Below are 13,073 nucleotides of genomic sequence, written 5' to 3'. Positions count from 1 at the left end.
GTCCGGTCAGATTCTGATCCGGTGATCTCGGTCGAACGTCGACCATCCCGCAACGAATCATGAAGTGTTCGAGAGGTATACGACTACTCGGATCGCGAACGGGCTCAGCGGAATGCGGGGAGATGGGCGCGGATCCATTCGGGGACGTCGACAGGGTCGCGTCCGAGGACGTCGTGGACGGTGTGGGTCGTTTCGGCGAGGGCATTGTGCCGGTAGGCGTTATCGATGCCGAGGAGGATCTCGGCGGCGGGTGCGGCGAGGCCGGACCCGAGGAGAATCTCGCGTTGTTCGGCGGCGGTGCGGTGGGTGTAGGTAACCGGGTGGTGGAGCTCGGTGGTGAATACGTCGGCGATTTCAGGCATGGACCAGGGGCGCGTGCCGGTGAGGTGCAGGCAGCGTTGCGTGTCGTCGGCGGCTGTGCGTAGTTCGTGGGCGCCGACGGCGGCGACATCGTCGGCCGCGATGAGGTTGACCCGGCCGGATTGTGCTGTGCCGCCCCAAGTTCCGGCACGGATCAAGGGCGCGGACACCGCGAGGATGTCGGTGAAGGTGGCGGGACGTAGGACGGTGCAGCCGATCGGCGCAGTGGCGAGGTAGGTTTCGATTTCGGCGTGCCAATCCCAGGGGTGGGCGTTGGGGGGCCCGCCCATGGCGGACAGTTTCACGAGATGCCGCACGCCGGTGGCGATGGCGGCGTCGATCACGGCCTTTTCGTGCTGCACCTGGTCGGGACTCGAACCGTGGGCCAGGAAGACCCGGCTGCAACCGGACAGGGCGTGGCGCAAAGATGTCACGTCTGAATAGTCGGCCCGCGCATACGAGACCTGCTCGTCGTCCGAGAGGTCGCGCCGAGTCACGATTCGCGGCCGAATCCCTTCGGCGATCAGATATTTCACCAGATGGCTGCCGACCCGGCCGGTGCCGCCCACTACTGCGATGGTATTCATCGTCGACCTCTCTGTTTCGGCGGTGCGTGCGCTCGGGTGGTCTAGTGCAGGGTTTGCAGGACGCTGACGTCGAAGGGCGTGGCGTCGGAAAGGTGACCGGACAGGGCTTTTCGTGGCCACTGCGGGTCGGCGAGGAAGGCGCGGCCGACGGCGACCAGGTCGAACTCGTCGCGTTCGAGCCGGTCCAAGAGCTGGTCGATATCGGTTGCTTCGGCTCGGGCGTTGAAGCCGTCGTTGTCGCGGAACACGCTGTCGAGGCCGACCGAGCCGACGGTGATGGCCGGCCGTCCGGTGAGCTTTTTGGTCCAGCCCGCGAGATTGAGGTCGCTGCCTGCGAATTCGGGTGTCCAGTAACGTCGGGTCGACGCGTGGAAGATATCGACGCCGGCGTTGGCCATCGGGGTCAGCAGGCGCTCGAGCTCGTCGGGAGTGTCGGCGAGCCGGGCGTCGTAGTGTTCTTCCTTCCACTGGGACAGCCGGAAACTGATCGGAAAATCCGGTCCGACCGCCGCGCGGACCGCGGCGACTGTTTCGGCTGCGAAGCTCGCGCGGGAAGCCGGGTCGCCGCCGTAGCGGTCGGTGCGCCGGTTGGTGTGCTCCCACAGGAAGTCATCGATCAAATAGCCGTGAGCGCCATGGATTTCCACGGCGTCGAAGCCGAGCCCGCGGGCGGCGGCGGCGCCGTCGGCGAACGCGGCGATCACGGCGTCGATATCGTTCTGAGACATGGCTTTTCCGGCTCTGTTGCCGTTGAGGTCGATGCCGGACGGGCCCTCGGCCGGTACGCCGAGCGGCGCTGTGCCGGGCCGGCGTTGCATGCCGGTGTGCCACAGTTGCGGTGCGATGACGCCGCCCGCCGCGTGTACGGCAGCGACGACTTCGGCCCAGCCTGCCAAGGCGTCGGCACCGTAGAAGTGCGGCACGTCGGCATAGGCGGGAGCGGCTGCGCGATCGATGTAGGTGCCTTCGGTGATGATCAAGCCGGCGCCACCCGCGGCCCGACGGGCGTAATAGGCGGCGACATCCGGCCCCGGTATGCCGTGCGGCGATTTCTGCCGGGTCATCGGCGCCATCACGATCCGGTTTCGGGTTCTCAGACTGCCGAGGACGAATGACCGTCCGAGTAGCCGGGTTGCGCGGTCGGCGGCTGGTGTGCTCACGGAAAACTCCTTGTATCAGGGAATATGGACACAGTTGTGCGCGCGTTCGGCCGGCCGGCGCGATCGCGAGGTTTTGCCTTCGGTTCGGTCTAGTTCGGCTCGGTGAAGCCGGCGGCGCGCGCCGCATCGATGGTTTGTTCCGAGGTGGCTTGGGCGACAATGGAAGTCACTCGCCACCGACCGTCGTGACGTCGCCGGACTTCGAAATGCACCAGGAGGCGTTCGATTTCGACAGTGGCGTTGCGGCGCGACCAGAGGGCGTCGATGCCCGCGGCGCTGGGTGTGTAGGCGACGATGTGCCGGTCCAGCACCGTGGTGTCGACGTACGCGGCCGCCCGGAGCGGGCGATGCTGTTCGCGCAGGACGGCCAGTATGTCTTCCTCGGTGGTCGCCCAGTCGTTCACCGTGCGACGGGTGTCGGGATCCTCGATGATGAAATGCAGTGGCGGCGACCAGTATTGGAGCAGCGCGGCCGGGTCGCCGGTGGTGTCGCGGGCCAGTTCGTTCCACAGCGGGACGTAGTCGTCGAAGAACCATCGGCCGATCTCCTGGACCGTTTCCAGCTCGCTGGTCATGGTGCCTCCGTACAGCGTCGATTCGTGCTATTCGGTCGGGGGGTCGTCGCGTCGTCGCGCCCGGTGTGCCCGCGTATTAGTGGGCATGCCGCAGGCGTACAGGTCGTGCCAGACGCCACTGTTGTTGCGGGAGCGGTCGTAGAAGGCACCTTGGCAGCGCGGGTTGCGACAGGTCTTCAGCCGCGACCACGATCCGTCCGACTGTCCTGTCAAGGCCGTCGACAATGCGACGGCCGCCACGTAACGCCAGCCGGAACCGCGTGGCTGCACAGCGATTTCGCCGTCCGGGCGGACGGACAGCTCGACGGTCGCGCCGGGTACGGCGAGTGCCTGGGGGGTCGAGCCGCCGGATTTGTTGTGCGAGTGCGAGATGTTCGCGTGCAGATCGTCGCGGAAACCGCGCAGGGCCGCCCGGCTCTGCTCATCGAGGTCGATCCGCTGGGCGGCGATGCCGGAGACCACGGCCCAGGCGGCGATGGCCTCGTCGAGCCAAGCCTGGGCGGAATCCAGGTGTTCGAGCAGGTCTGGCTGCCGGGGGCGGCCGGCGGACCTGGTATTGAGCAGGTCGTGCACGAACCCGAGGGCACCCGGCGCCGAGTCGACGGCATACCGTCGATTGGCCGGCCACACGGCTCCGGCCTGATCATTTTTCGCAGGGGTGCGCATGCACCCATGATCGGCGATGGTCGGCTCAGCCATCGCTATCGCCCCTGGAACGGCAGGCGTGGGCGGGGCCGGCCCGCGGCGAGGGCCGCCGCGGCCGATTTCAATCCGGCCGCGACATCGGCGGTATCGAACAGCGGTATCGAGGTCTCGATCACCTGGCTGTCCGCCGCGGCGATACCGCCGTCGGCCCAGGTCCGCAGCAGCCGCTTGTGCGCGGCGTGCGCGAGCGTCGGCCCGGTCGCCACCTCGGCGGCGAACGCCCGCGCACGGTCGAGCAGGTCGGCATCGGGGACGACATGATTGACGATGCCGAGTTCGGCGAGGGTGGCCGCCGGAATCCGCTGTGAGGTGAGCGCCCATTCCATCGCCCGTGCGCGGCCCACACGGGCGGCCACCCGATAGACGCCACCGAGCAGCGTGGTGATGCCCAGCAGCTGTTCCGGGTGACTGAACTGCGCGGACTCACCCGCGAAGACGATGTCGGCCCGCAACACCAGCTCGAAGCCGCCGCCGAAGCACTTGCCCTGTACCGCGGCGACGACCGGCACCGGGAGCCGTTCGAAGTGGTTGTAGACCGCCAGCGCGCGGTCGAAGAAGGCTTGGCGCGCACGGTTCGACCAGTCGATCCAGGGCACGAAATCGCCGCCGAGACTGAAATCGGCTCCCGCGGCGCGTAATACGACGGCACGAGCCGCGCTGGCCTCGACCGCGGCGACCGCGGCACCGAGATCGTCGATGAATTCCGCGCTGAGCCGGTTCTGGGGCGGGTTGTCGAGGGTGATCGTGGCGACCTCGGCCTCGATCGAAAGGCTGACAGTGCTCATAGTGGTCTCCTCAGTGCTCATAGTGGTCTCCTCAGGCCAGATGAGTGGTGAACCAGTCGAGGGCCGCGTCACTGGAATGCTCGAATCCGCTCAGGTACGGGTCGAAGTGCCCGCCCGGCATCACTTCCAGGCGTTTGGGTTCCAGCGCGTCGCGGTACGCGGCCAACGCGAGATCGGTGGGGCTGATGGTGTCGTGCGAGGCGACGATCATCAGCAGTGGAGTGGGGGAGACGCGGGCGGCGAACGCGCCCGGGTCGTACATTCGCGCCTTGCGAGTAGAGCGCAAGGTGACCGTGTTCTCCCACCGCGCGCCCGCCGGCACGGTGGACAGATAGAAGTCGACGGCGTCGGGCGCGTGGTAGGCCGCAGGGACGGCGGGGTCCTTATCGACCAGGGCTTGGTAGCGCGGTGGATTCCCTTGTGCCTGAGCGCGTTCGTCCTCGTCGAGTTCGTGCTCGAAGGCTGGTGTCAGGTCCGGCGGCACCCGGCGCAGCCCCGATTGAGAGCCGCTGATATTGGGCACCTGCGCGACGATCGCGCGCAGCCTGCGGTCGGTCGCGCCGAGCACGATCGCGTGCCCGCCCGCATAGCTGTTGCCCCACAGTCCGATTCGCTGTGCATCGACCTCGGGCCTGGCTTCCAGAAAAGACAGGGCGCGGCGCCAGTCATGGATCTGCCGCCACGGGTCGATGTCCTGGCGCGGTTCGCCGTCGCTGTCGCCGAAGCTGCGGTGGTCGTGGGCGAGTACGACGAAACCTGCGGCGGCGAATTTGTCGGTGTAGGGCTGGATACCCTGCTGGCGGACGCTGCCGAAGCCGCCTGCCATGGTGAGCGCGGGATGCGGTCCGGGGCCGTCGGGAAGATAGAGGCTGCCGCGCAGCAGCACGCCGTCCTCGGCCGAGAACTCGACATCTTGTTGCTGTGTCACGATCAGTCCTTCCTGGACGCGCTGGTGAAGCACTCGGCCTGCGGGTCGAACACCTGCCGGACAAAGCAATCCAGCACCCGGGCCACCGCTGCCGGTTGCTCGAGGTGCGGCCAATGACCGGCATCGGCGATCGTGAATTCCTGCGCGTTCGGGAAGCGTGGCGCCACTTTCGTGGTGACCATCTCAGCGGTCACCAGGGGGTCGCGACCACCACGCACGATCAGTACCGGCCCGGTGAACGTGCTAGGGGTAGGCGCGTCGGGTATTCCGCGATTCCATGAATCGACCAGACCCGCAACCACTTCGGCACGAATTCGGGCGCCGCTCCGGGCCAGCCGCTGCAACTCGTCGGGTGGTAATGCGTACGACAGTTCGGCTCGGGCTCGTGCTTGAGACCGCTCGTCACCCGCCATCGTCCGAAAAGGCGCTACCACATCCTCGGGAAACGCCGTCCCTGTCAATGGCACCGGCGTCATCAACACCAGCCCGCGCACTTTGTCGCCGGCGGCCACCGCCGCGAGCTCCGCGATAGGTGCGCCCATGCTCTGACCGACGAGCACCGTCGGCGCCGGCAGCGAATCGACAATCGCCAGCGCATCATCGCTGAATCTGATCAGTGAGTACGGCCCGGCAGCCGCCAGGCGATCTCCGCATCCTGCGAGATCGGTCCGCAGGAACTGCGTGGTGTGCAGCGTCGAGTGCGCGATCAGCGGGTCCCAGACGTGACGGTCATCGAGGAATCCAGGGATCAGCACCGCGGCACCGGCGGGGATATCGGCCATGTCAGTCCTCACGCTCGGCAGGTTGCTCTACGTAGTGATATAGGCAAAACTTCATTGCCTATATCCAGGCTGACATGCCGCTCCTGCATCGTCCACATCCTTTGACGTGAGAAGCGCCACTGGACGGGGCCGGGCAGTGGCGTTGTGGCGCGCAACCGAGCTCTCCGCACACGCGGGTCGACCGTCGGCGGCCGGTGCGCGAACGTGCCTCAGGCGGTGAGATGCCTTCTGGCGCACTGCCGGAACGCCGCTGTCGAACTGGAATCTTCGGTGCGAGTGGCCAGGACGACTCGGCTCGGTGCGACACCGTGTAGCGGAACCACCGCCGACTCGTGGACCTGCTGGCGGACGGGTCGATGCCCCTCTCTATCGAGTCGCGGGCTCGGTGGCGCGGAGGCGGCTCAATGAGACGTTCTACCGCCGCTTCTACATCGAGGACATGCAAGGCCCTGGGGTCTCGGAGGCGGCCGGCGAGATGAAGCCGATCTTCGGCGACCTCCATGAGGCCGCTCGCACCTGCCGGGGCGCGGCTTTGGACTGGCGTGCCGGGGATGGGGGCCGGGGGCGAAGCCCGCCGGGCGGGTGGTGGGGGTTGCACCCCCACAAACAGACGGAGCGAATCCTGCGAGCGCTTTCCGCGAGCAGGCTTCGCCAATGAGTGGAGTGGGCGCAGAGGGGATCGAACCCCCGACCGCTGGTGTGTAAAACCAGAGCTCTACCGCTGAGCTATACGCCCTCGACCTTGTCGGCCGGGTTATGAATTTAGCGTGGGGGTGGGGGTTATCCCAAGCCGACTGGTCAGGGCCCTTTTATGGAAGGGTCAGGAGTCCAGGGCGGCGAGGGCTTTCTCCCAGGCTGCCTGGTCGCGAGGTTCGCCGGGGGCGTTCATTTCGGCGAAGCGGATGCGACCTTCGCGGTCTACGACGAAGGTGCCGCGATTGGGGTAGCCGGATTTCTGGTTGAAGACGTCGTAGGCCTGGGCTACGGCGCCGTGCGGCCAGAAGTCGGACAGCAGGGGGAAGGTGTAGCCCTGTTCGGCGGCCCAGATCTTGTGGGTGGGCGGCGGGCCGACGGAGATCGCGAGGATCTCCGCGTTGTCATTCTGGAACTTGGGCAGCTCGTCGCGCACCTTGCACAGTTCACCTTGGCAGATGCCGGTGAAGGCGAGCGGGTAGAAGACGATGAGCACGTTCTTCTTGCCGCGGTAGTCGGACAGGCTGACGTCCTGGTTGTTCTGGTCCTTGAGCGTGAAATCCGGCGCGACAGTGCCAACTTCGAGCGGCATCGCAAATCCTCCATCGTGTCGGTTTTCCGCCGGGCGGCGCGTTCACCGCCCGGCGACACCATAGCGAAAGGTGGGTCAGCGCTGCTTCGAGGGCGCCTTCGGTTGCACCAGGCGGCTGCCCGCCCAGGTTCCCAAGCTGATCGCCGAAGTCTGAGTCAGACCGGCGGTCGGTGCGGATTCAGCGATTTCGCTCGGTTCCACATGGCCCGGATGTCCGGTCTTGGGCGTGAGTACCCAGACGAAGCCTTCGTCGGCGAGTGGTCCGATCGCATCCATCAGGGCGTCGACCAGGTCACCGTCGCCATCGCGCCACCACAGCAGCACGACGTCGATTACTTCGTCGGAATCCTCATCGACGAGCTCGCTGCCGATCGACTCCTCGACGTCGGCCCGCAGGTCGTCGTCGACGTCATCGTCCCAGCCCAATTCCTGGACAACCATGCCGTGTGTAATGCCAAGCTTCTGAGCGTAGTTCTGCGCGTCCGCCGCGGCGACCACGGTGGTGTCCTCCTCAACTCCCGACAATAGGTAGTTGCAAGCGAACATGGTTATGGCTCTCAGCGCAAGCCGATCGACAGAAATAGGCCCGGAATGTCGCGAGAAGATGTGCGCTTCAGCGTTTCGGGCAGGCGTCGCGGACGGCGTTTCGCGCGTCGTTGACCCGCCTGCTCGCGTCGTTGAGCGGGCCGACCGGCGCGGTGTAGGTCATCTTGCGGGTTTCGGCCGACAGCGCGCGGGCGGCGTTGACGTAGTCGGTGAATTTGGCAGCCAGATCGGCGGGCATGGCGTCCTTGGCGGTGCTGATCCCGGTCTCCACCTTGTTCGCGGCGTCATCGAGGGTTGACGCGGCAAGCTCGCGTTTGGCGGCGTAGTCGCCGGCGTTGGCGTCGTGCGCGTCGATGAACTCGTTGTATTTGGACACGCCGACGCCGGTGGTGGTGGGGAACTGGGCGCAGTTGTCGCCGATCGCTTTGGTCTGCGCGGCAGCCCGTTTGGAGGAGGTCGCGGCGGCCGAGGAGGCGGCCGCCTCGGTCTTGTAGGCGGCCAGATCCGCGGTGTTGGGATTGGGCGTACCGTGGACTCGGTTGCCGCAACCCGCGACGACCAGTCCGACCGCCACTGCCCCGGTGGCGCAGATCAGTCCGAATCGGCGTGGGTCCAGCGTTCTCACTCGTCCTCCCGGTCAGGTCTGATCACGTCGAAAAACTACAGCGGCCCGGGCGCATGAATGAGCGCCGCGAGCGTATCGAAGACGCAGCGCCCCCGGGCGCGGCGGAGCCGAGCGCCGGCGAGGTGCAGCCATGAGCGAGCGTAGCGAGTGAACCAAAGACGCAGCGCCCCTGGGCAGCATGGAGCCGAGCGTCTGCGAAGCGCACGCAATGTTGCCCAGCGCACGGTACTGGAGTTCCTGCTGACATGATGACCTGGGGCACACCATCGGCAAGGATGGAGGGTGCGCCCGAACCTTTCGTAGAACGAGTGGTACGCAGACCCACGCGACGCCACTCGGGGATACCGACGCCATCCGCATGTCCACCCCTGTACGAGGAGCAGATTTGACCGACCTGATCCACTCTTCCGCTCCAGCGCAATCCGCTGGATCCGATGCCGCCCCCGCTCCCGCCGCAGGCCGCGATCCGAACGGATCGTCAGCTCCGGCTGGACGGGTGCGGGTAATCCGCGAAGGGGTGGCGTCCTACCTACCGGACATCGACCCGGAGGAAACCAGCGAATGGCTCGAGTCGTTCGATGAAATGCTCGACCGGGAGGGCCCGGGCCGAGCGCGTTACCTCATGCTCCGCCTGTTGGAGCGGGCCGGTGAACGGCGTGTCGCCATCCCCGCCTTGACTTCCACCGACTACGTCAACACGATCCCCACCGAGAACGAGCCGTGGTTCCCCGGCGACGAAGAGGTGGAGCGGCGCTTCCGCGCCTGGATCCGCTGGAATGCCGCGATCATGGTGCATCGCGCCCAGCGCCCCGGAATCGGTGTGGGCGGCCACATTTCGACCTACGCGTCCTCGGCGGCGTTGTACGAGGTCGGCTTCAACCACTTCTTCCGCGGCAAGGACCACTCCGGCGGCGGCGATTCGATCTTCATCCAGGGTCACGCCTCGCCGGGTATCTACGCGCGCGCCTTCCTCGAGGGCCGGCTCGGTACCGACCGGCTCGACGGCTTCCGGCAGGAGTACAGCCACGGCGGCCCCGGCCACGGGCTGCCGTCGTACCCGCACCCGCGGCTGATGTCGGACTTCTGGGAGTTCCCGACCGTGTCGATGGGCCTGGGCCCGATGAACGCCATCTATCAGGCGCGGTTCAACCACTACCTGCACGACCGCGGCATCAAGGACACCTCCGATCAGCACGTGTGGGCGTTCCTCGGCGACGGTGAGATGGACGAGCCGGAGTCGCGCGGCCTGGCGCACGTCGCGGCGCTGGAGGGCCTGGACAACCTGACCTTCGTGGTCAACTGCAACCTGCAGCGGCTGGACGGCCCGGTGCGCGGCAACGGCAAGATCATCCAGGAGCTGGAGTCGTTCTTCCGTGGCGCCGGCTGGAACGTCATCAAGGTGATCTGGGGCCGCGAGTGGGACGCGCTGCTCGGCGCGGATCGCGATGGCGCACTGGTGAATTTGATGAACACCACGGCCGACGGCGATTACCAGACCTACAAGGCCAACGACGGCGCATACGTGCGCGACCACTTCTTCGGCCGGGACCCGCGCACCAAGGCGCTGGTGCAGGATCTGTCCGATCAGGACATCTGGAACCTCAAGCGCGGCGGCCACGACTATCGCAAGGTGTACGCCGCCTACGCGGCCGCGATGGCGCACAAGGGTCAGCCGACGGTGATCCTGGCCAAGACCATCAAGGGCTACACCCTCGGCAAGCACTTCGAGGGCCGCAACGCCACGCACCAGATGAAGAAGCTGACGTTGCAGGACCTCAAGGACTTCCGCGATCTGCAGCGAATTCCGATCAGCGACGCGGAATTGGAGAAAGATCCGTACCTGCCGCCGTACTATCACCCGGGCATGGAGGCGCGGGAGATCCAGTACATGCTGGATCGCCGCAAGGCGCTCGGCGGTTATCTGCCCGAGCGTCGCACCACAGCAAAGCCGCTGCAACTCCCCGGTGACGAGGCGTACAAGTCGGTGCGCAAGGGCTCCGGCAAGCAGAACGTGGCGACCACCATGGCGCTCGTGCGGCTGATGAAGGAGCTGTTGCGGGACAAGGAGATCGGCAAGCGGATCGTGCCGATCATCCCCGACGAGGCCCGGACCTTCGGCATGGACTCGTGGTTCCCTTCGTTGAAGATCTACAACCGCAACGGGCAGTTGTACACATCGGTCGACGCGGAATTGATGCTTGCCTACAAAGAGAGCTCGGTCGGGCAGATCCTGCACGAGGGCATCAACGAGGCCGGTTCGACCGCGTCGTTCACCGCGGCGGGCACCGCGTACGCGACGCACGGCGAGCCGATGATCCCGCTGTACATCTTCTATTCGATGTTCGGTTTCCAGCGCACCGGCGACGGGCTGTGGGCCGCGGCGGATCAGCTCGCGCGCGGATTCGTGCTCGGAGCAACCGCCGGGCGAACCACGCTGACCGGTGAGGGCCTGCAGCACAACGACGGTCACTCGCTGCTGCTCGCCTCGACCAATCCGGCCGTGGTCACCTACGACCCGGCCTTCGCCTTCGAGATCGCGCACATCGTGCGCGACGGTCTGCGCCGGATGTATGGCGGCGGCGCACCGGAACCGCTCCCGTACGCGGTGCCCGGCACGGATACGCGCAAGGCCGACGGCGGCTTCGGCGGCGAGGACGTCTTCTACTACATCACCCTCTACAACGAGCCGTACCAGCAGCCGGCCGAGCCCGCCGACGTGGATGTCGAGGGCCTGCTCAAGGGCCTCTACCTGTACCAGCGCGGGGGAGCGGGCGACGTGCGCGCCCAGATCCTGGTGTCCGGCGTGACGGTGCCGGACGGTCTGCGCGCGCAGGCGCTGCTCGCCGAGGACTGGGGTGTGCAGGCCGACGTCTGGTCCGCCACCTCGTGGGGCGAGCTGCGCAAGGAGGCGTTGCAGAAGGAGATCGCCGCACTGCGTTTCCCGGACGAAGATCACGGTGTGCCCTATGTCACGGAGGCGCTCTCGCGGGCCGAGGGTCCGTACGTGGCCGCGACCGACTGGATGCGCGCGGTGCCGGACCAGGTGCGCAAGTGGGTGCCGGGCGAGTTCATCACGCTGGGCACCGACGGTTTCGGCTTCTCCGACACCAGGGCCGCGGCGCGGCGCGTGTTCAACGTCGACGCGCAGTCGATCGTGGTGGCCGCGCTGTCGGGGCTGGCCAAGGCCGGCAAGATCGACCCGGCGAAGGTGATCGAGGCGGCCGCGAAATACCGCATCGATGACGTCGACGCCGCGCCGAAGAACGCGTCGAGTTCCGACGGGGACGGCGAGTAGCGGACGATTGAATGGTGGACCGTAAACCGCCGCGGCCGCGCCGGATCTCCGAGGGCTCGTCCGAGCACGAGGTGTATCTGCCGACGGGCGCGCTCTCCCCGAACCGGCAAACCCGCGACCCGCTGCCGGACACGCTGCTCAAACGGGTGAAGCAGTTCTCCGGACGCCTCTCCACCGAGGCGGTCGGGTCGATGCAGGATCGGTTGCCGTTCTTCGCCGATCTGGACGCCGCGCAGCGCGCCGGCGTCCAGATGCTGGTGCAGACCGCGGTGGTGAACTTCCTGGAGTGGTTGCAGGACCCGGACAGCGATATCCGGTTCAGCCTCGATGCGTTCCAGGTGATCCCGCAGGATCTGGCGCGGCGGCTCACGCTGCGCCAGACCGTGGACATGGTCCGGGTGGCCATGGAGTTCTTCGAACAGTGGCTGCCCGCGCTCGCGCGCAACGACCGGCAGCTGGTCGCGTTGACCGAGGCGGTGCTGCGATACGGGCGTGAGCTCGGTTTCGCGGCCGCCTCGGTGTACGCGAGTGCCGCCGAATCCCGGGGCGCGTGGGACACCAGGCTGGAAGCGCTGGTGGTCGACGCGGTGGTGCGCGGCGACACCGGCCCGGACATGCTGTCCCGGGCCGCGACGCTGAACTGGGATGCCACCGCGCCCGCGACCGTGCTGGTGGGTACCCCGCCACCGGAGCACGGCATGTCGTCGGTGGGGTCGGTGCACGCGATCGCGGCCCGGCACGGCCGCGCGGCGCTGGCCGTGGTGCAGGGCACCCGTTTGGTGATGGTGGTGAGTGGGCACCTGGGTGAGTCGTCCTATATATCCCCGTTCCTCGCGGATCTGCTCGCCGAGGTCTTCTCCGACGGTCCCGTGGTGATCGGCCCGACCACCCGCACGCTGGGCGCCGCGCACGCCAGCGCGGTCGAAGCGCTGGCCGGGATGGAGGCCGTGGTGGGCTGGCGCGGTGCGCCACGCCCGGTGCATGCGACCGAATTGCTGCCCGAACGCGCATTGCTCGGCGATCGAGCTGCGGTCGAGGCGTTGAACGAGTATCTTGTCCTTCCGTTGGCCGCGGCGGGATCGGCGCTGGCGGACACCCTCGAGGCCTATCTGGATTGTGGTGGCGCTGTCGAGACTTGTGCCCGTCAGTTGTACGTCCATCCAAATACCGTTCGCTACCGCCTCAAACGGATCGCCGAAATCACGGGTCGTGATCCGATGAATCCGCGGGACGCGTATGTGCTCAGAATCGCCGCCACAGTGGGTCGTTTGACACGAACCCGTAACGAATCGTCAACACCTACCCCAGAGGCCACTCATCTCGCCCTGGGCAACGAGGGGCTGTAACGGAAATCGTGGGTTGTTCGATCCGAACAGCCCACATGCCGTTTTGTGGGAGTCCCACAAAACCCGGCGGCAAGCTTCATTCGCGTCGACATCT

At 66.8% G+C, this 13,073-nt stretch carries 12 protein-coding genes and 1 tRNA gene; 2 read left to right on the top strand and 11 right to left on the bottom strand.

Annotated elements, in window-relative coordinates:
- Nucleotides 1-104 precede the first annotated feature (104 nt).
- From NVU01S_RS31565 to NVU01S_RS31510, 11 genes are all read right to left on the bottom strand, one after another.
- On the bottom strand, nt 105-947 hold the full coding sequence (locus tag NVU01S_RS31565; protein ID WP_043676014.1) for an NAD(P)H-binding protein: 843 nt from the start codon (nt 945-947) through the stop codon (nt 105-107).
- 41 nt (nt 948-988) lie between these two features.
- On the bottom strand, nt 989-2,107 hold the full coding sequence (locus tag NVU01S_RS31560) for an oxidoreductase (RefSeq protein WP_043676017.1): 1,119 nt from the start codon (nt 2,105-2,107) through the stop codon (nt 989-991).
- An 89-nt stretch (nt 2,108-2,196) separates the two neighbouring features.
- Nucleotides 2,197-2,682 carry a DUF6841 family protein gene (locus NVU01S_RS31555; protein ID WP_043676020.1) on the bottom strand — a complete coding sequence of 162 codons (486 nt, stop codon included), beginning with the start codon at nt 2,680-2,682 and terminating at the stop codon, nt 2,197-2,199.
- A 27-nt stretch (nt 2,683-2,709) separates the two neighbouring features.
- The gene (locus NVU01S_RS31550) at nt 2,710-3,348 is read right to left on the bottom strand and encodes a CGNR zinc finger domain-containing protein (RefSeq protein WP_043676113.1); all 639 of its coding nucleotides are present in this window, start codon (nt 3,346-3,348) and stop codon (nt 2,710-2,712) included.
- 35 nt (nt 3,349-3,383) lie between these two features.
- Nucleotides 3,384-4,172, bottom strand: coding sequence for an enoyl-CoA hydratase/isomerase family protein (locus tag NVU01S_RS31545; RefSeq protein ID WP_043676024.1), 789 nt, complete (start codon nt 4,170-4,172; stop codon nt 3,384-3,386).
- A gap of 31 nt (nt 4,173-4,203) precedes the next feature.
- The gene (locus NVU01S_RS31540; protein WP_043676114.1) at nt 4,204-5,100 is read right to left on the bottom strand and encodes an alpha/beta hydrolase; all 897 of its coding nucleotides are present in this window, start codon (nt 5,098-5,100) and stop codon (nt 4,204-4,206) included.
- 2 nt (nt 5,101-5,102) lie between these two features.
- Nucleotides 5,103-5,894 (bottom strand): alpha/beta fold hydrolase, encoded by a 792-nt coding sequence (locus NVU01S_RS31535; RefSeq protein WP_156161750.1) that lies wholly within the window; start codon nt 5,892-5,894, stop codon nt 5,103-5,105.
- Nucleotides 5,895-6,546: 652 nt separating this feature from the next.
- A tRNA-Val gene (locus NVU01S_RS31525) sits at nt 6,547-6,618 on the bottom strand.
- Between the two features lie 84 nt (nt 6,619-6,702).
- On the bottom strand, nt 6,703-7,167 hold the full coding sequence (locus NVU01S_RS31520; protein WP_014982990.1) for a peroxiredoxin: 465 nt from the start codon (nt 7,165-7,167) through the stop codon (nt 6,703-6,705).
- 75 nt (nt 7,168-7,242) lie between these two features.
- A complete protein-coding gene (locus NVU01S_RS31515) occupies nt 7,243-7,665 on the bottom strand; it encodes a DUF3052 domain-containing protein (RefSeq protein ID WP_014982991.1) in 423 nt (140 codons plus the stop codon).
- A gap of 115 nt (nt 7,666-7,780) precedes the next feature.
- Nucleotides 7,781-8,338 (bottom strand): Rv2240c family protein, encoded by a 558-nt coding sequence (locus NVU01S_RS31510; protein ID WP_036561873.1) that lies wholly within the window; start codon nt 8,336-8,338, stop codon nt 7,781-7,783.
- Nucleotides 8,339-8,723: 385 nt separating this feature from the next.
- Here NVU01S_RS31510 and aceE point away from each other — a divergent pair, with 385 nt between their 5' ends.
- Both aceE and NVU01S_RS31500 read left to right on the top strand, forming a co-directional pair.
- Nucleotides 8,724-11,633, top strand: coding sequence for a pyruvate dehydrogenase (acetyl-transferring), homodimeric type (gene aceE / locus NVU01S_RS31505; RefSeq protein ID WP_043676031.1), 2,910 nt, complete (start codon nt 8,724-8,726; stop codon nt 11,631-11,633).
- A gap of 11 nt (nt 11,634-11,644) precedes the next feature.
- Nucleotides 11,645-12,979: a PucR family transcriptional regulator gene (locus tag NVU01S_RS31500; RefSeq protein WP_014982994.1), complete on the top strand. Its 1,335-nt coding sequence runs from the start codon at nt 11,645-11,647 to the stop codon at nt 12,977-12,979.
- Nucleotides 12,980-13,073 lie beyond the last annotated feature (94 nt).

Origin of the sequence: Nocardia vulneris (genome assembly GCF_001613425.1) — a bacterium.
GTDB classification, from domain to species: domain Bacteria; phylum Actinomycetota; class Actinomycetes; order Mycobacteriales; family Mycobacteriaceae; genus Nocardia; species Nocardia vulneris.
The sequence above is the reverse complement of the archived record's forward strand: the minus strand, read 5'-3'. Positions and strand labels throughout refer to the sequence as shown.